Source organism: Brenneria sp. g21c3, assembly GCF_040240345.1.
Lineage (GTDB): Bacteria > Pseudomonadota > Gammaproteobacteria > Enterobacterales > Enterobacteriaceae > Brenneria.
The window spans coordinates 1-18,442 of sequence record NZ_JBEIAB010000028.1 but is presented as its reverse complement, the minus strand read 5'-3'; the positions used below and the strand labels follow the sequence as shown (position 1 = coordinate 18,442).

16 protein-coding genes and 2 pseudogenes are annotated in these 18,442 nt (G+C 48.1%); 8 read left to right on the top strand and 10 right to left on the bottom strand.

Translation table 11 applies throughout. The annotated features are described in order from the left end of the window. Positions 1-142 precede the first annotated feature (142 nt). The 5 genes from ABRZ28_RS23115 to ABRZ28_RS23095 all read left to right on the top strand — a co-directional run bounded on the left by ABRZ28_RS23115 (position 143) and on the right by ABRZ28_RS23095 (position 5,362). Entirely contained in the window at positions 143-1,156 is a 1,014-nt protein-coding gene (locus ABRZ28_RS23115; RefSeq protein WP_330521693.1) for a DUF4917 family protein, read from the top strand. Between the two features lie 598 nt (positions 1,157-1,754). Continuing rightward, the gene (gene drt2 / locus ABRZ28_RS23110; RefSeq protein WP_330521692.1) at positions 1,755-3,032 is read left to right on the top strand and encodes an antiviral reverse transcriptase Drt2; all 1,278 of its coding nucleotides are present in this window, start codon (positions 1,755-1,757) and stop codon (positions 3,030-3,032) included. Positions 3,033-3,535: 503 nt separating this feature from the next. Beyond that, a complete protein-coding gene (locus tag ABRZ28_RS23105) occupies positions 3,536-4,483 on the top strand; it encodes an ArdC family protein (protein WP_330521691.1) in 948 nt (315 codons plus the stop codon). Between the two features lie 325 nt (positions 4,484-4,808). After that, positions 4,809-5,045, top strand: a complete 237-nt coding sequence (locus tag ABRZ28_RS23100; protein WP_330521690.1) for a type II toxin-antitoxin system CcdA family antitoxin — start codon at positions 4,809-4,811, stop codon at positions 5,043-5,045. Positions 5,046-5,047: 2 nt separating this feature from the next. After that, entirely contained in the window at positions 5,048-5,362 is a 315-nt protein-coding gene (locus ABRZ28_RS23095; RefSeq protein WP_330521689.1) for a CcdB family protein, read from the top strand. A 33-nt stretch (positions 5,363-5,395) separates the two neighbouring features. Here ABRZ28_RS23095 and ABRZ28_RS23090 read toward each other — a convergent pair. Next, positions 5,396-5,754, bottom strand: a pseudogene (locus ABRZ28_RS23090) (MobC family replication-relaxation protein); the annotation flags it as partial. A gap of 3 nt (positions 5,755-5,757) precedes the next feature. On the opposite strand from ABRZ28_RS23090, the pseudogene ABRZ28_RS23085 reads away from it, so the two are divergent. Then, positions 5,758-6,231, top strand: a pseudogene (locus tag ABRZ28_RS23085) (zincin-like metallopeptidase domain-containing protein); the annotation flags it as partial. 388 nt (positions 6,232-6,619) lie between these two features. Further along, positions 6,620-7,408, top strand: coding sequence for a hypothetical protein (locus tag ABRZ28_RS23080; RefSeq protein WP_330521688.1), 789 nt, complete (start codon positions 6,620-6,622; stop codon positions 7,406-7,408). 101 nt (positions 7,409-7,509) lie between these two features. On the opposite strand, the gene mobC is transcribed toward ABRZ28_RS23080, so the two are convergent. From mobC to ABRZ28_RS23035, 9 genes are all read right to left on the bottom strand, one after another. Then, positions 7,510-8,247, bottom strand: a complete 738-nt coding sequence (gene mobC, locus ABRZ28_RS23075; protein ID WP_330521687.1) for a MobC family replication-relaxation protein — start codon at positions 8,245-8,247, stop codon at positions 7,510-7,512. An 8-nt stretch (positions 8,248-8,255) separates the two neighbouring features. Beyond that, positions 8,256-10,118 (bottom strand): type IV secretory system conjugative DNA transfer family protein, encoded by a 1,863-nt coding sequence (locus ABRZ28_RS23070; protein WP_330521686.1) that lies wholly within the window; start codon positions 10,116-10,118, stop codon positions 8,256-8,258. A 788-nt stretch (positions 10,119-10,906) separates the two neighbouring features. Continuing rightward, entirely contained in the window at positions 10,907-11,944 is a 1,038-nt protein-coding gene (locus tag ABRZ28_RS23065) for a S66 family peptidase (RefSeq protein ID WP_330521685.1), read from the bottom strand. A gap of 107 nt (positions 11,945-12,051) precedes the next feature. Beyond that, the gene (locus ABRZ28_RS23060; protein WP_330521684.1) at positions 12,052-12,357 is read right to left on the bottom strand and encodes a TrbM/KikA/MpfK family conjugal transfer protein; all 306 of its coding nucleotides are present in this window, start codon (positions 12,355-12,357) and stop codon (positions 12,052-12,054) included. Positions 12,358-12,423: 66 nt separating this feature from the next. Beyond that, the gene (locus ABRZ28_RS23055) at positions 12,424-12,828 is read right to left on the bottom strand and encodes a cag pathogenicity island Cag12 family protein (RefSeq protein ID WP_330521683.1); all 405 of its coding nucleotides are present in this window, start codon (positions 12,826-12,828) and stop codon (positions 12,424-12,426) included. Next, positions 12,812-13,840, bottom strand: a complete 1,029-nt coding sequence (gene virB11, locus ABRZ28_RS23050; protein ID WP_330521681.1) for a P-type DNA transfer ATPase VirB11 — start codon at positions 13,838-13,840, stop codon at positions 12,812-12,814. The genes ABRZ28_RS23055 and virB11 overlap by 17 nt, the downstream gene beginning before the upstream one ends. Then, positions 13,830-15,128 (bottom strand): VirB10/TraB/TrbI family type IV secretion system protein, encoded by a 1,299-nt coding sequence (gene virB10, locus ABRZ28_RS23045; RefSeq protein ID WP_330521680.1) that lies wholly within the window; start codon positions 15,126-15,128, stop codon positions 13,830-13,832. Before virB10 ends, virB11 begins: the two co-directional genes overlap by 11 nt. Next, positions 15,125-16,018 (bottom strand): P-type conjugative transfer protein VirB9, encoded by an 894-nt coding sequence (gene virB9, locus ABRZ28_RS23040; protein WP_442878743.1) that lies wholly within the window; start codon positions 16,016-16,018, stop codon positions 15,125-15,127. Before virB9 ends, virB10 begins: the two co-directional genes overlap by 4 nt. Continuing rightward, positions 16,015-16,698 carry a VirB8 family type IV secretion system protein gene (locus ABRZ28_RS23035; RefSeq protein ID WP_330521679.1) on the bottom strand — a complete coding sequence of 228 codons (684 nt, stop codon included), beginning with the start codon at positions 16,696-16,698 and terminating at the stop codon, positions 16,015-16,017. Before ABRZ28_RS23035 ends, virB9 begins: the two co-directional genes overlap by 4 nt. 549 nt (positions 16,699-17,247) lie before the next feature. Between ABRZ28_RS23035 and ABRZ28_RS23030 the strand changes: the two genes are divergently transcribed. After that, positions 17,248-18,033 carry a nucleotidyltransferase domain-containing protein gene (locus ABRZ28_RS23030; protein ID WP_330521678.1) on the top strand — a complete coding sequence of 262 codons (786 nt, stop codon included), beginning with the start codon at positions 17,248-17,250 and terminating at the stop codon, positions 18,031-18,033. Positions 18,034-18,442: the final 409 nt, after the last annotated feature.

Sequence of the window (18,442 nt, the reverse complement as noted above, 5' to 3'; positions counted from 1 at the left end):
GGTAATGACTGAAAACAAAGATAATTTTTGCCTTCAGTGAATGAGGTTGTTGAAACTCTTACGAAAAAACGCAAACAGTTAGCACCTTCGCTGTAAAATGTTTTTCATTTAAAAAAATTCACTACTGGAGCGGAAAGCTAAAATGTCGTTTACCATTCACCCTTGGTCTGAACTAGCGCCACGATACGATGGAACTATTTTACTGGGCAACGGCGCAAGCATCGCCGTCAGTCCTCGTTTTGCATATGGATCTCTGCTTGAACACGTCACGCAAAGAGAGAGTCTGGCGGAAGATGTCCGTAGGCTGTTTGACTTTTTTAAAACCAAAGATTTCGAACTTATTCTGCGTATCGTCTGGCAGGCGTCTAACGTCAATAAATCTTTAGAAATTGAGGATGCCCGTACCCATGAGGCTTACCTCCGAATCCGCGAATGTCTTATTCAGGCTGTACGCGATGTGCATCCTGAACATGATGAAGTGGATGAACAACTGCCATATATTTACGAGTTTCTGAAAAGATTCGACACGGTTATTTCGCTTAACTATGACCTGATCGTTTACTGGACAATGACATATGGTCTGGATATCAATGATCATCATCGATTTAAGGACTGCTTTCTTGCCAGAGGTCTTTTTGAGCAGGACTGGCAACGGTTAAGAGGGATGCTTGGAAATGAACAATCTAATACGCTTGTTTTTTATCCGCATGGCAGCCTCATATTGTGTCGAAATCGTGTCGAACAGGAGAGTAAAATTCATATTCAGAATGCTGGTTTGCTTGAATCGATCCTGAAACGTTGGCAAAGCGAGGAAGTCGTTCCGCTGTTTGTGAGCGAAGGAACGTATGAACAGAAAGTTAACTCGATTCAAAGCAGTTTCTATCTTTCAACGGTTTACAGGGAAGTTCTCGCTGAACAGCGTGAAAATCTGGTGATTTTAGGCTGGGGAATGGGCGAGCATGATGTACATCTGCTAAAACGAATGGCTGGAGCGGGCATAAAGCGAGTCGCTGTATCTGTTTTCAGAAGAGATCAGGCGTATTGCAATAGAGCTAACCAATTAATCAAAGATAATCTTGGGCAAAATATTCTGATAGAGTTTTTTGATAGTGAAAGTCCGGGCTGCTGGAATCAGCTACCAGGAAATCTGAAGTAGGGGGGCTAACCGTTAACGGCGTAGGGGCATGGCTAAGGCGGAGCGCTGCTAGATGAGAGCCGAACAGCTATGCCCTCTACAGCGGTACTGTGGTCAATCGAATCTGACTGCCAGCCCAGAGTCATAGCGGACGTTGACATCAAGAGAATTTAGTACCAGTTGCTCTGAACAAACAGGAGGAAAACAAATATCTTTGGATACTGAGATAAGAAATGGGACCTTAGATCATTCTGACTAAGAAAGGCAATTTTTTATGGCTAAACATTGTTTTTTATAACGTACAATGATATAAAAAAAGTGCCCTAAGCAACGGCTTAGGGGTTTTGTACAGGTTGTCAAGGCCACCACAGTTCTTGGTGAAACCAATCACTGTGATGACGGTGAACAACGCTTGGATGATATTCATAATAGATTCCACGCTACTGATTACATTATACAGCATATCTAACATTTGCGACGAGGTTCACATTCTGTATTCAGGTACTGATTGTGGATGAGAAGGTTGGAGAAAGACCACTTGGTTAAGCCGGAGGATGTTTTTTAGAATTGTCGCTATTCTATCATCCTCCGGTTTTGCTAGTTTTATTTAGGTATCGTAATGGACAATGAAGATTATCCATGGTTCAGAAAAAGAGGTTATTTGCATTTTGATGAGCCTGTGTCATTAAAAAAAGTAGTCAAGTATGTATCGTCCCCAGTAAATATTACCAAGCATTCATTCCTCCCTTTTTTGAGTTTTGATGTTAAATCCTATAAAATAAAAAAAGACAAAAAAACAAGGCAATTAAAAAGAATCGATAAATTAAGACCTATAGCCTATTCATCCCATATGGATAGCCATATATATGCATTTTACGCTGAAAAAATTTCAAGGAGTTATGAGCTATTAATCAAAAAGCATAATTTGCATGATAACATTCTTGCATTTAGATCTCTAAATAAAAGTAATATAGAATTTGCAAAAAAAACTTTTGATACAATAACAAAAATGGGTACGTGTAGTGCAGTAGCATTAGACCTTTCTGGTTTTTTTGACAATTTAGATCATCAGATTTTAAAACGGCAATGGTGTAATACTATTGGTCTTGAAAAACTACCAGAAGATCACTTTGCTGTTTTTAAGAGCATTACTAAATATTCCAAAGTTGATAAAAATAAAACATATGAAACCCTAGGGATTTCGAAAAACAACCCTAAATATAATAGGCGTAGGATATGCACACCTGCTGAGTTTAGAAATAAAATAAGAGAAGGCGGTCTTGTTATTGTTAATAAAGCAGGAAAAGGGATACCTCAGGGCTCGCCGATTAGCGCATTGCTTTCAAATATATATATGCTTGACTTTGATGTGGCGATGAAAAAATACGCTAAAGAACGTAGTGGCTATTATTTTAGGTATTGTGATGATATGCTGTTTATTATACCTACAAAATATAAAAATGACCTGGCTGGTGATGTTGTCAAAAGTATTAAACATCTTAAGGTTGACATTAATCCGAAGAAAACTGAAATTAGAGATTTTTCATTAAAAGATGGTGTTTTAGTTGCAAGCATGCCTTTGCAATACCTTGGATTCATTTTTGATGGTTGTAGTGTTTTCTTACGTTCCTCATCTTTAGCAAGATATTCGGAACGTATGAAAAGAGGAGTTCGATTAGCCAAGGCTACAATGGAAAGTAAGAATAAGATTAGAGCCGCAAGAGGTGAACCTCTAAGACCACTCTTTAAGAAAAAAATCTATGCTAGATATTCACATATTGGAAGAAGAAATTTTTTAACTTATGGTTATAGAGCCGCAAAAATCATGGGCTCAAAAGCAATAAAGAGGCAGCTTAAACCCTTGCAATCTAGATTAGAGAACGAAATTTTAAAATAATACTAGTCGGTCCTCTTCAAATCGAGGACCATCAATAATACATTGTAAAATATGTTACATGTGTTACCCGCTACTAAGCTGAATAGCTTATTTTATTTCTCATAAAAACCTGATGACGTAGCTGCGTGCTACTTTGTGCCAAATGAACTGCTCCTTTTATCCGTTTGCGGCATCCGGCCACAGCTCGATAGTATTTGACTGACTGCGGTTGGAGCCATCGCTGATGCTTACAATGCACTGTGCATCTCTCTACAGCCCCCAAACCTCAAACCCATTTCACCGCCGCAGAGCAAGGGGCGCTACGCCCGATTATGCAGGGTCAGTTTTTTCTCCCCTGTGACTTCCGTTCCCGTATCAGCTTCCGGTTAATCGTTTCCCAACACAACCCGTCCCGCAAGGGTAAATGGCACGCATTCTGCGCCCTTGCGTGCCGGAACGATGCCGGGAAAGCGAACCGTCAGGCGATACGAAGACGAAAATCACACCACTGACGGAGAAAAAACATGACCATTTCCCTGCATACCACCCAGACTAGCGCCCCTAACACCGCAGCGGCGACCAGCGTATCCCCGCTGGAGCAGTCAGGCTCCTCAAAAACGAAATTTTCTCAAACCAGAACAGATATTTATCAGACCGTCACCGACAATATCATTGCAGCGCTTGAAGCCGGTGTAAAACCGTGGTCTTGCCCGTGGCAACGAGTGCCGGGCATGTCTGGGTTGCCTTCCAACTTCGCAACCGGTATCGCGTATAGCGGAATGAATATCATGCTGTTGTGGTGCAGTGCGTCAAAACAGGGTTTCGGTGATTCACGCTGGATGACCTACAAACAAGCGCAGGCAGTCGGTGGGCAGGTTCGCAAAGGCGAGCACGGCACGACAGCCATTTTCTATACAACCTTAGAGAAAGAAAACGAAGACGGCGAAATCGACCAGATTCCGATGCTGAAAACCTTCAATGTGTTCAATGTTGAACAAATTAATGGCCTTCCGCTGACAACTGAAACAGTCAGCCCGGAAGTAACCTTTGACCCGTTGCCGGAGGCTGAAAATCTGTTCCGGAACAGTGGCGCTAACATCATTGAGAAAGGACAAAACGCCTTGTTCAGACCGTCAACTGATGAAGTCTGGCTACCGGAGCGCCATCTGTTTTCAGATGCAGCTAATTTCTACGCTACCGGCCTGCATGAGCTGGTTCACTGGAGCGGTGGTAAAAAACGACTTAACCGTGAAATGAAAGGGAAATTTGGCAGTGCAGATTATGCGGAGGAGGAATTAGTGGCTGAGCTGGGAAGTGCTTTTCTGATGGCGGATTTGGGGATTGTCGGAGAGGTGCAGCATGAAAGCTATATTGCCTCATGGCTCCAGGCGCTGAAAAACGACAAGCGCTATGTTTTCAAAGCGACCAGTGCCGCATCGAAAGCGCATCGTTATCTGATGGATAAGATTTGAGTCGGAGATGATAAGCCGCAAAGGAGTGCGGCTTTAACCTTATTGCGGGCGGCGGAGTGACAGAAGTCTCAGGGAGATTAATTTCCCTGCGAATTTTCCGGGCATTGAATGCCCGGAAAATTCGCAGGCTGCGGGTGCGGGCGGCAAAGAGCCCGCGCATCCCGCAAACGGCGTTTGTACATCGTGATTGCTGTAAACGACGGCTCAGGTATGACGACTGACTGTGAAGTTTGCAGGACTGCAACGGTAGCAGGGCCTGTTTTTGGTGTTATGATAAGTGTATTGTACCGTGTAATACGCACGTATTTCATACAAGAGAGAAACTATGACCGCGAAACAACGCAACACGCAGAGCGTGACCATGACAGTAGAGCGTGCCTTACTGGTAAGAGCGCGTGAGGCGGGTATTAATCTGAGCGCTACCCTGACAACCGCCCTGGATGCAGAGCTTCGCTATCATGAAGCGAAAAAATGGCAAGAAGAAAACAGGGAGGCTCTCGCAGCACTAAATCATTTTCATGATGAACAGGGTTGTTTCAGCGATGAATACAGGACGTTTTAACCATGCAATTCACTGTATACGGTAATACCGGGAGAAGCGTCGTTTACCCTCTGTTGCTCGATGTCACGAGCGATATTATTGGACAGTTGAATCGTCGGATAGTGATCCCGCTGCTACCTGTTGAAAAGTATCCGGCAGGCCACCGACCGGAACGCCTTGTCCCCGTAGTCAGACTGACGGACGGCAAAGAATACGCTGTAATGACTCACGAACTGGCAAGTATCCCTGTCCAGGCCCTGGGGGCGGTGTTCTGTGATGCTGCTCAGTACCGTACTCAGGTAAAGGCCGCAATAGACTTCCTCATCGACGGAATTTAACGTTTCTTTCTGTGCTGTTAAACAGGTATGCCTTTAATCGTGACTGACGGGAGCTTGTTCAAGTTCGTCTATCGTGCGGAAAAGAAACATTTCCCGGTTTTTCGCATCAAATGGAACCGAAATTCCGTTCCTTACCACCGTCCTGATACTTTCAAACAGCCTGATGAGAGCGATTTTGGTTTTGTTGTTCTGCATAACATACATCGCATAGTGCCAGCGTCCGGCGTCGCTGGCGGCCAGGTGACTGTTAACGATGCTGATGTAAGGGGCACGCGTTTTCATCGTTCGCTCTGTTTCCACCGCAACGATGGCACCGCTGCTCAGGGTAATATGCCATCCGGGCGATGCAGGACGCCGGGATAACGTGCGATGAATGCGCCTATGTCGTCATTCCTGAAAAGGAAAACGCAGACGGAGAAATCGACCAGATTCCGATTCTTAAAACGTTCACGGTGTTTCATGTTTAACAAATTGATTGCCTTCTGCTGGGGCTCCACCGTGATGTTCGACAGGCTGAAAACCTTCTGCGCCGCAGTGGTGCAAGCATTATAGATAATGGTCAAAATGCCTTCTTCAAGCAGTCAACGGGCGGAACGACATCTTTTTCCGATGCCGCTAATTTCTACTCTATCGGCTTGCATGAACTGGTCCACTGGAGCGGTGCGAAGAATCGTCTGAACCGTGAAATGAAAGGGAAGTTTGGCAGTGAGGGTTATGCGTTTGAATAATTGCTCGCCGAGCTGGGAAGCGTGTTCCTGATGGCGGATCAGGAGATCGTCGGAGAGGTTCGCATGAAAACTCACCACTATTTGATGGATAAATTTGAGTTGGATCAGGGCCACAAAGGAATTCGGCCTATTATACTGTAGGGACATGAATGAGGATGGGTGCATTCAAGGAAAGTACCGAACGGTCATGCTCCTACGATGGAACAATTAATCATGCATAATATTGTAGATGGGAATTATTCCAGTGTGCGGCATATGAATGACAATGTATCTACATTATTGTATCGTGACGGTTATAGTGTGAGTGGGTATGTCGTTATTTTTTGAAAAAATAAATTTAGATGTACTGCGTCGACGCGTTTCTGACCATACCTGTATTACTATACTGGATTAAATTATATGTCATTGTTCATTTTTTTGGTTTGTCGAAGAGTTAAAATACCCCCTCACTTGTTCTCATAAAAAAATTTATGATTTTATTTTCAATAAGGTTTTATATGTCTTAATGGATTTAAAAAAGGATTGTAAAATGGAAAAAGATAATGTAATAAGTATTTTGATGAGTAAGTATGCTCTTTGGGGTATTATAGCTCTATTGGTGCTGGCTGTCATTCCTACATTACTGAAATGCCCTGAACCTTGGAATGGTATGTTGCTAAATATAGGAACTTCTATATTTATACTATTAACAATATCATACTATGTTAACGAGAAAATAAAATATCATACTAATTTTGAGATAAAACAGCTTGTTGAAAATAAATTCCCTGTGTTGGTTGAGTTGGAAAAACAAGGATTAGAGAGGATAGTATATTCAAACCGGATGAAAGAAGTTGGTGTCGACATTGTTAATTCTGATGTTATTTATATTGTCATGAATGATGGGAAGAATTTTTTAACAAGCAATTCAGGTTGTATTACTGAAAGAATAAAAAAGCCAAATAAAAGAACAGTAATAGTTTTGTTAGATGAGACTTCGGATTCACAATCAATCTTCTGTAAAAGAAATGGGAAGCAAGAAGGGCATTATATAACCAAGGTGACTGATGCAGTAAAAATTTTGGAAGATTATCATGAATATGGTTCAAAGGAACACAATCTTGAGATATATAAATATAGCCATTATTTTTCATTAAATATTGTTGTAACAACTAGTAAAGCAGTCACTGGAACATATAGAAACTCAATAGGGAAATTTGAAATCCCTCCTAGCTATATATATTTGTCGGGTGGTAGTGAGTATAAATCTATTCTTGCTGATGTTGAGCGTTTAATTAGTTGTAAAGAAATGAAAAAAGTATACCCATCCAAAGTTTAGCGAGGTGATTTAGATAATAATCTGTTTAATAGGATGTTAAATCTAACGATTTCAGTTACCCGATAGTCATATTCAAAAATACCTAATCCGGTTTATGGGTATTATTCCGGTTCCAGTTGTCGCAGTTCGTCGAGAGTATAAATGCGAAAAACGTTCCGATGACGTGCTTCCAGCGGTATGTGCTGATGGTTGATGATGACGTGCTTGACGCTGCCAAACAGCAGTTCAAGCGCCCGTTTTTTCTGTAGATCCGGTACGATGTAAAAGACGTAAATCCAGTGCTTTTGTGTCCGGGCCAGCAAATGGCTGGCGATGATTGACTGATAGCGGGCTTTGGTCTTCAGGCGACGCTCGGTTTCTACTGCGATGACCTGTCCGTCAGGGAGTGTGATGAGTCCATCCGGACGGTGTTTGACCTGATACTGGCTGAGGAACGTTGAGTGATCGCCGTTTATCCATCCGGATGCGCCTTTTTTCTCCAGGATCAACCTAGCCACCTGATTATCAAGGTGGTGATCCAGCGTCCAACCGGTGATTTTTGAAGGCTCAAATCGTGCCGGGAAAAGCACATCGTCGGGGGTTAACACAACAGCCAGTCCGTCGCTGGTTATACCCCACAATGACATTTTCATCGTCCGTGATTCAAATACATACTTTTGTATTAACCCCATTCGCTCAGTTTTTGTCAGCAGCGTATACAGCGATTTATGATCCCTGAAGCCAAACAGCAGCATCAGCGTTTTAAAGTCGCTGTAGGTTTCTTCCTTCAGGAAATTCAGCAGTCTTTTTATCTTCTCGCTGTTGCGAGCGGTGCGCTCGCTATGCGTGGCTATAAGCATTACTCCTCCTAAAAATCGAGCAAGGACGGTGTTTCGTCATCATCGAATTTCGGTTTTGTTGATTCTCTTTCCCCTTCAAAGAAAAGATCTGGCCGGGTTACCGTAACATTGGGCGTTGAAGCGGGTGTTGCTTCTTCCTCGTCGAAGTCCAGCGCGACTCTTGCCGGCGTTGCCGACGCGGCAATGTCAGGAGAAACGGAACAGATCTCCAACTTGCGTTTTTGCACCTTGATGGGAGAAATCAGTGAGGCCGAGGGGAGTGTTCTCGTCGTAAAGATAAAGCTGACAAAATCGGGCAGGTTCAGGATCATATTGCTGTCGATAAAGAAACGCTCGGCCTGTCTGATGGTGCGCTCACCGTCGATGGTTTCCGTCAGTACGGCATCGGTTTTCGCTTTGCGAACTTCATCATCGACTAAGATGGTGCCCGACATTCTCGCCACCCATTCCGCTGTATCCGGGTCCATAACGCGATAAACCAGCTTGAATTTGGCGTTTTCAACAACTGCGCCGACAACGGCATCGCCTTTCAAATCCGCCGGGCAGTCTTTCAAATCGGCGACCGACTGATGCGCCATGATGATATGCACGCCTTTATCCCGCGCTGCGCCTAATCCTTCCAGTGCAGGTTTGGATAAATGGTATTTCAGCTCGTCGAGAAAGATGGCGATAGGGCGGGGCGTATCTTTTACCCGGTCGCGCCTTTCCGCTAATTGGTAAAGTCGTACCAGTAGCATTCGCTGGGCGGTAATAATTTTGCTGTTGCGCATTGAACCGATGACATAACAGCAACCGCCTTCCTCAAATATCGTATTAAGCGAAAATCCGGTGGGCGCGTTGATGGCATTGAGTAATGCCAGCTCTTCAATCTTGCCGAAAAACGCTTTGATGTCCTCCGCAATCCCCTGGACATAATCGCCATTATAAATATCGCAGATAGTCGAGGATGGGTGATGACTGACAAATTGCGCCGCCATGCGAGCGGCCTTTCTATCGTCGATACGGTAAAAGTCTGATTCCTGACCTTTCTCCGCCAGACTGAAACCAGCGACAAAAAGCTCTTCCAGTTCATCAGGCGTAATATCTTCAATTAGGTTTAACTGGTATTGCTGTTTTCGCAGGTCAATTAAGGCAAAGGGCTTGCCTGCATCCTCACACGCTTTGCGGTAAAGATGTGGCGCCCATTCATCATCTTTTGGGTCCATAACAAAAATGCCTTCACCGGCCAGAATGCTTTGATAAAGCAATATTCCGGTTGCGACCCCTTTACCGGCCCCGGTGGTGCCGATAATATTCGCGTGTTGTTTTTGCCAGTCTTTTAACGGCAGATACATCGGATGTTTATCACGGCCCATGCCGATAAATAACCCTTTATTCAGGTCGATATAATCCAGTGGGTTATAATGCAGCGTTTCCGGCAGCAGGGATTTTACCGTGCGGACATCGGTGCGTAATTCCCGTTCAAGGGTGGTCTTTTTTATAAGGCGTTTCTTTATTTTATCCAGTTCGGGGGTTAATACCCTGCGCAGAATAATATGAAAAATAAAACCGGCAACAGTAAAGGAAATAACCACTGACCAGGTCAGTACGGGTGTACTGGCGATGACCTGGCCTTGATAAAGCCACCGGAAAATCCAGATAAGTAATGGCCCCATCGAGCCGGAAAGAAAACACACCATGGAGAAAGCAATAATCAGCTTTTGCCACAACGGGGCTTTTTGCCGTTCATCGCTTTTCATCGACGCGAAAAATGGCATCGTCAGCCCCGATAACAGCGCCAGCATCAGCTGATGCTGTTGCATAAAAGCAATGAAACTCAGCGCGCTATTCACTATCGGCGACAGTGAAACCGCCAGCTTATTTAAAATCACGATGCCTCCTTCGTCAGCGACTCGCCCCAAGGCATCGCCCCATCACTTCGCCCCACGGTGTTGGGCGAAAAGGCGGGGCGAACGTCTGGGGCGAAGAAGGTGACCGCTCTGCGGCCATGTGTCGGAAAGCATGCTTCCCGGCACGAAACAGCGTGCGCCAGTTCATGCGGGCTGGACGCCCTTATGGACCATCGCATGGGGGTAATGTCGCAACTGGACGCCGCGCCAAAACCCCCAACATCAAAGGCGGCACACCGTCGCCCGCTACGCGCGACCACCCCCTTTGAGACGCCGTTTTTCGCCTATTTTTTCTTTTGTCCGTTCCGGCCAAGCGAAAAAATGGGAAAACGCCTTCAAAGAGGGTGGTCGCGCCACGCTACCGGCTTTTGGCCGGAGACTTAGCCGCGACGGTGTGCGGGGCTGCGCCCCCCAAATAAACCGCTATCGTGGGCGATAGCTTTTCGCTCGCTGGGGCGGCGAAATTTATTCGGCTCCCCCCGCCAGCTCGGTTCACCTGGGGGTGAACGCTCGCCGGTGGGTTCGGCGACGCAAATTAGCAATTTCTGTGAAATTGAATTTACTCGCCTCACGCCACGTTTAAATTTCTGCTGACGCATAAATTTAAAAGCCCAAAAATCGCTGCCTGTTCGTACCGTACGCTCTAATTAGATAACGCACATTTTGGCGGTTAAATCTTGCTTCTTACGGAGCGTTTGGGTGGCTGAATATTTGCCGATTATTGTGGGTATACGATTTTTGTATTCCTGCTTTGACAGATGATCATTTGACTACACTTGCTGAGTGACTGAACTTCCACTTTCAGTGAATGTGACTGTCGCAATTGCGCCGTTAATGAGTGAAATTTGTGGTGGTATATGACCGATATCCACGTCATAAAGCACGGGAACGTCAAGATCGCCAAGGGAGGCTCGAAGGGCATCCAGATAATTGTATTGAGTGTGATCGCTGACGTCTGGCACAGCACTTCTACCTATTAGAATACCGGTTAAATTATTAAACCAACCGTGTAAGCGTAAGCTGAATAATGCTCGCGTTAACTCACAGGGGGCCATTTCCACATTTTCAAAATACAGAACAGTGCCTTCATCGCTGTTTTGATCTTGAAACAAAGGCAGATTACCGAATGACGTGCCTGCTAACCTCGATATGATTTCAAGGCATCCACCGATCAGACGTCCATGGAAGCTGGCAGAGGAAGTAACGCCATCGAGGTGTTTCCACTTTGTTTTTTGTGTCAGATTAAAACCAGCGCCTGTGGCTGTACCCCATTGGTTTTCGTCAATTTGGAATGCTGTTGAAGAGTGCTGTTTAATCACAGACCCCCGTTCAGCCTCTAGAATGTTCCATATAGCTTTTGTGGTCGTGTCTAACTCCTGAGCTCCAAGATCCATAAGGTTAGGCCCATGAAGTGTTGCCCAGCCAGAAAGCGTGGTCAGCGGAACATGAAAAGTACTCAAATCTGAAAAGCCGACAAACCATTTTGGTTCAGTCTGAGCTAGCAGATTAAAATCAAGTAACTCAAGTAGCTCTATTGCCAGATCGCCTCCCCATGGCGGCATAACGGCTTTCACTTCCGGATCGGTGAGATAAGACATCAGTTCTTCCGCACGTGAAGTTTTGTATGCGCTTTTATTTTTATACTGTGAACGCAAGCACATCCCTTCACGGACTCTGAAACCTTTTTTCTTAAGGTTGCTAATGGCAAGTTCCAGCCGGGGATGTAGATGTTGAGGGACGCCAGATGATGGAGCCGTGACGGCAATCAAATCTCCGGGAATCAGTTTGGGCGGAAAGCGGATACTCATGTCGTAAATCCTTTTCTGAAGTTTAAACTCATAGTCCCTAAACTAGGCTCCTATGCCAAGCCTTGTTGACGGTTTTATGACTACTTTTATCCATTCGTGGCATGCGGTTAGCCGCGCATCCGGCCATAGCGCGATAATATTTGACTGACGGCTGCGGGGTCGGCGCTGGCGCACTGTGTGAGAAAATCCCGGCGCATAGTAAACGTCTTGTCCGGGTTGAAGCGATGGTGTTTTTTAAAGGCGTTGATGCTGAAAAAGGCGTGCTCCGCGCTGCTGCACTCGGTTCCGCCGCCGTTGCCGGTTGCCTTGCCATACAGGCACAACACCACTTCGCAGGGATCGGCCGCAAATGACGGTGTGGAAAAACCGGCGGCAAGGCACAGGAGCGTCGCCGCGAGAACGGGTTTTTTCATGGTAATGTCCTTTTTATTGCAGGAAATAAATGTCGGGTGGGTTACGAACGTGGATGACCGTCGCGGTCAGCGGTAAAAATAAATCTCGGTGGAATGGCAGGCGAGGCGGTCAGTCGCTGTAGGCTGATAAGTCACGACGGCGCGATAACCGTGTTTTCTCAGCCAGGACTTCGCCCTGAAATAACTCGCCCCATCGGGCGCATTGACGATAACCTGCTCTGAATGCGCGACGGCATACCAGACGCCGGGCGGATATATGGCTTCAGGGCTGAAAATGATGGACGTTGACCAGCGGCCATCGACGTCGGGGGACGGAATGACAATGCGGTTTTCCGACCACTGCGGGAGCGTGGCGTTAACGGCCGCGCCGGGTGTATCCCATGCGGGCTGAACGGGCTCTGGCGGCGATGCGCAGCCGGAGAGCATCACCAGCGCCGCACCGGCATACAGTATTTCAACGATTCGCCTCATTAAAGACCTCCTTCATGCTGTTCAGATGAAGATGTTTAAAATAAATCGCGCCCATCCGGCGAATATCGCCATGGATGTCGACGCTGACGATGACGTCCACGCTGTTAAGCACCTTGCGCAGCAGTACCGCAAACGGGATATTTTGGCAGTCAGGATGTTCATAGCAGCGGTCGATGATCCCTTCGATACAGGCTTCAGGGCTGCCCGCGTGCATCGAGGTGATGAGTCCCTCATGGCCGGAGCCGACGATTTTTAGCGCGTCCCAGGCCTCTTTTCCGCGAATTTCCGCCAGCAAAATGCGATCCGGGTTCATCCGGTAATTGGCCCGGATCAGCCTGCCGGGGGTGACGATGGCATCCTCCCCGGCATCCGCCGGGTAAAACAGATGGACATAATTGGCGTGGCGGTAAAAGCGGATTTCGGGGTTGTCTTCGATGGTGGTCAGTCTGAGATGCGGCGGAATATAATGCAGCAATGTCTTCATATAGGTGGTTTTACCTGACCCGGTTTCGCCGATGATAAATAGCGTCTTGCCGTATTCAACCGCCTTTTCGATAAAGCGGGGGATCTCCCCGCGCTTATAGTATCCGGCCAGTTCATCCTCTTTACTTTCCGTTCGCTCTTTGCCGGTCACCCGGTGATAAAAACCGGCGTCTACCCAGGACTGATGCGTTTTTTGCTCGAATGAGGGCTTGCGCAGCGTGATGGAAACGGTGTCGCGCTCGCAGGCCGGGGGAACAATGGTCTGGATGCGCTCGCCCGATGCCAGCGTGGCGGACAGGATCGGCGAGGTATCATCCACGTTGTCCTCATTCCAGGAAGCCAGCGCTTTGGCGAAAGCGTAACACTGCCGCAGCGTGACCGGGGCGTCGTGCCTTTGCCATTTTCCGCGTATTTTGGTGTGGATCTCGCCGGGACGGTTAATGGCGATTTCGGTCAGGCCCGCCAGCGGCAGAAAATCGCCGAACAGCCGGTTTTTCATGAACTCAAGAGACAGGTTGTCAGCGCGCATACCACCTCATTTTCAGCCGCAGTTGATAGACAGAAGAGAAATCGATATCCGTACCGGTCATGATGCCGATCACATCGCCCTGGTTCAGGTACATCGTGGGCGGGATATTGATGCTGTTTTCCAGCGTCGTTTTCGCCATTTCCGCCGTGGCTGCGCGGGTGTTTTCGGTGTAGTCAGTATTGCGGTCTTTGCCCGGCGCCGAATCCGACGCCGCAGCGGCCACGTCCTGCACGGTGCTCAGCATCAGGGCATTGCCGAACCGTTCCCAGAAATGGGTATCGATCCAGCCGGCAATACCGGCTTCACCTAATTGGCCGCTAGCCTGCGTATCGATCAAGGGAATTTGTAGCTGGCCGGGCGTGCGCAATTCCGTCCAGATGACAAACATCCGGCTGAGGCCGTGTTGCAGCGCGCCGGTGCGATAAATGCCCCTGGCGATGGTGCCCGCCGGGATCAGTTTCACATGGTTGCTGGCGCTGTAAACGTCCTCGCTGATAAGGCAGGAAAGCGTGCCGCCCACGTCGGACACGAAGCGCCGCATCATTGAGCAGGGAATATAGCGGTCAACCGGGATGTAGAGGTCCGGATCGAGGGGCAGTCGTTGAACGCCGGTGACTTTCGCCACGCCCGGATTGTCGTCGTCGGTTGCCGGTGTGTCGGCGTCTTGGCAGCGTAGCCGGCCGTCGCTGCCTTTGACCATCACCGATTGACACGGCGTATAGGCGTCTGACGTTGCCGGATGGCTGGGCGTGCCTGCATCGCCGGGCGATCCATGTTGACTCGGGCTTGTATTGCTGCGCTGAGTCGTCGCCGGCGCGTTGTTCATCCCGTCCGCCAGTGCGGCGGCCTTGTTTAAAACGGGCGGTTCAGGCGGTAACGGCGGCGCTTCGTCCTGAGCCTGACGGCTGTCGGCGGGCGTTTCCGATTTGCCCTGTTCGAACAGGCCGAACGGATTGCTGTCCAGCCCAAGGTTTTTGCGTTCATTGCGTGCCGTGCCGGATGAGGGCGGTGGTGCGCTCTCCGCCGTTTTATCCTCGTCCTTCTTCAGCATGCCAAGAAAATGGTCGCCGCCGAGCGCCAGCGCCATCAGTAAGGCCAGGCTCAGCAGGCTGACCAGCAGCGTCCGACGCCCGGTGGGTTTTCGAAAACGCGTGACGTCGGGCTGGCCGGGGGGCGTTTTCTGCTCCGGTTCTTGGCTCGCCATTGCCGCGCGGGCGCGTTTGCGGGCCTCGGCTTCCAGCTCCGCCGTGGTTTTTTGCGCGTCTTCCAGGGTAGATTTATCGGTCATTTGGCCTCCAGCGTGACGTCGGGGGAGACGGTATCGCCGTTAGCCACGGTCACGTCGCCAAATGCCGTGTTTTCAATTCCGACCACCGCATTGCCGTAGCGCAGCACCAGGCGCGGCGACAGAGAACGCACCACCATTACGGTGTAGTTGCCCTGGCTGATAATTCGCGGCGTCACCGCCTGCTCCCGGCCGTTAACGACCGTAAAGGCGGAGGACAGGATTTTCACGGGCGAAAAGCCGAGGTAGGTAAAGCGGCCGTCATCGTAAGTGAAATCCGGCGCAATGGACGCCGAACCGTCCGCCACCCGTTTGGTGTAACGCCAGTTGCGCGGCGTAGCTGCCTGCCGAAATGCCGCCGCTATCTGTAGTTTTTCCTGCATTTCCTGAAGCTGTTTCTGGCGGGCGGTGCTAGCGGCGACAGATTGCCGGCGGGCTTCAGCCGGATAACGATAGCGGATAACGAAGGCCAGAGTGGGCGAGTCGTGGTCCAGCACATTCAACTCCAGGCTGTAATCGCGTTTTGACGTCACGACGAAAAGGTTGGTTTTCCAGTCCTTCGCGGTCGGCAGAAACACCTGACTGACGTTATTGCCGTTGGCATCCGTTACCGGCTGGGCGATGGGATTGGGGCTGACGCCCACCCGGTTATCGCTTTTGGTTACCGTCCAGCCTTTGGGAAAGCCCGCCTGCGCGTCGATAACGGTTTCATCGTCGTCAAACAGCAGAGTGGTGATGTAGCCGGGGCGGGTGTTGACGACCGTGGCGTTCTGACTGTTATACGAGACGTTCTGCATCCGGCTGTCATACGCGCTGCCGCGCGGCGTCGCCGCGCCCCAGGCTGCGTATGCCGTCAGGAAAAAAACACCGATCAGCATTTTTATCAGCATCATTCGCTCCTTAGCTCTTTATCGCGCTGGTAGCTGGTGACGATGAACCCCAGTGGGTTCACTTCACGCTGGCTGTCCGTCAGTTGTTTGCGAGGGAGGTAGCGGTAGGTCAGGCGGATATTCCAGACATCGGTTTTCACCGAATTATCCGCAACGCGGCGAATGGTTCGCTTGATGCGTAACGTCGCCAGACGGTCGGGGGCGGTGGCGGGCGCATGAACGTTGGAAATAATGTCGATAGAGACGACATATTCCGCTTTGTTGAAAACAACATCCGGCGCTTGGTCGCCGTTAAACCCGTCAAGATAATCCTTATTTACGCCGTCGCTATTGAATAACTGCACGTCGTCATAATCGCGCTGAAGGGAAAAATAGTTATAGCCTTCGCGGCGTTTGACATAATTTGCGGCCAATGCATGTGCCAGCGATGCTTCAGTGGAAATATCCCGCTCTTTAATGCGGGTCATATAGTCATAACGCCCGGTTTGTTTATCCACCGACCAGAGTTCGATTTCGGTGGTTTTCAGCGGCAGCAGAATAATAATGGCCGCAATCGCCATTGCGGCCAGAACAAATCCGACCGCCGCCATCAACCAGGCCACTTTTTTCTCGCGGGCGTCTTTTTCCAAAATGACCGATTCAAAGCTTCTGGATGCATCGATGACGTTATTAACCTCGGACATGGTTTGTCATCTCCTGGATAATGGCCGGGGAATTCACCGGCTGTGGGGGGCCGGATACCGGCGGCAGATCACTGTCGTGCTGTACGCAGCCCGTAAGTGCGCACAGCATCAGCAAAAAGAGGCTGAATTTCATATCGATTCCTTAGTTGGACGGATAAAGGAATGTCGCACCGCTGGCTGCTGCCAGGGCGTAATGCGGACAGGGAAATAACGTTCAGGAGGGATTAACGATATATCCTTGTTTAAACCGGATATGTCGTCGTTAAGACATAGGCGTGGACCTACGTTAAAGGCGTAGCTTGTGCCATGGTGCAAGGAAATCTCTGGCGAGCAGTAGCGCCATCATTATACTCCCTAAGAGGAAATGCGTTTTGTTGTGCTGTTCATCCAGTACGGTCGTTGTTCGTGAAGATCATCAAGCGCAGTCTATGTTTGGCTGGATGTATCTGTCCGCTACGGTGACCACGATGGTACTGAACTACATTCTGATAATTGCTTGAATATGCCGTCATTTTGCGAATTTCACCAGTTGATACAAAGAGAATGGTTATGGCTCTGGATGTAGATGGCTATATCAAAACCCCGCCGTCAGACAGATTGCAATTCGAGTTCCAGCAGGTGGTTGATGACATGATCAATCGTCTGGCTTCAAGGTTGGGATGCTTGCTCCATAGTGCGTATGTATATGGTAGCGTCGCGCAAGGAAAAGCGGTTGCCGGACTATCAGATTTGGATATTTGTGTCATCCTGACTCATCAGGCTGGTAAAAGCGAGTGTAGGCTACTGTCTGAGATACGTAAGGAAATTAAGTCAAATCATTGTGTTGTAAGCAAAGTCGACTTCGATGTCGGATCTTTGTCGGAAGTGCTTGCCCCTGAGAACCTGTACAGTTGGGGTTACTGGCTGAAACATCATTGCCGATGTATTTGGGGTGAAGACCTTTCTAAACGATTCAGTCGTTTCAGACCGTCTAAAGCGATTGCTTTGGCGGTTAACGGCGATTTTGTCAGCGTGCTGAGCGATTATATGCAGAGATTGACCGAGAACGATAATGTTGATGAACATAAGCCAATACAAAGGGCGGCCGCCAGAAAACTGATTCGCTCCACTAATCTGCTGCGATCTGATGACGATACCGACTGGCCTGACACGCTTGAAGCATGCGTTGTAAGATTTGCAAAAAAATATCCGATGAAAGAAAGCGAAATCAGATACTTTTTATTTGAGAGCCATAATCAAATGGATAAAAAAGAAAATTTTATCGCGCGTTTAAGGACCTTTATGGATTGGCTGGTTGAAGCCAGCAGATATTTTCATCCTAATTCCTCTTTCTGAAATACATCACGCATAAGGGAATCCGGGGGATAAATGCACTGGTAATCTTTATCTGTATTAGCTCAGACTTGACATGACAGTTTTCGCTGGCAGCACACAATCAAATCTGACAGTCTGTTTTGAGGAGCGGACATTAAACCAGAACAGAGCTTTAGTAGCAGCAGTTTAGATGCGCATAGTTTGTTCGTGGTGATTTTGTACAAAGTCCTAACATTGTTAGCGTCCCCACCTTATAGGGTTTATATAAAAAGAGTTTCAGACCCTATAGAGTGGTCTGACTGAAGTGGTTTACTGAATTTGGCCATCTGAACAGAGGTGATATGCTCACCTCAGAACAACACAGGTGCTCCAATGAAAAGAAGAAATTTTAGTCCTGAATTCAAACGCGAATCTGCTCAGCTGGTTGTCG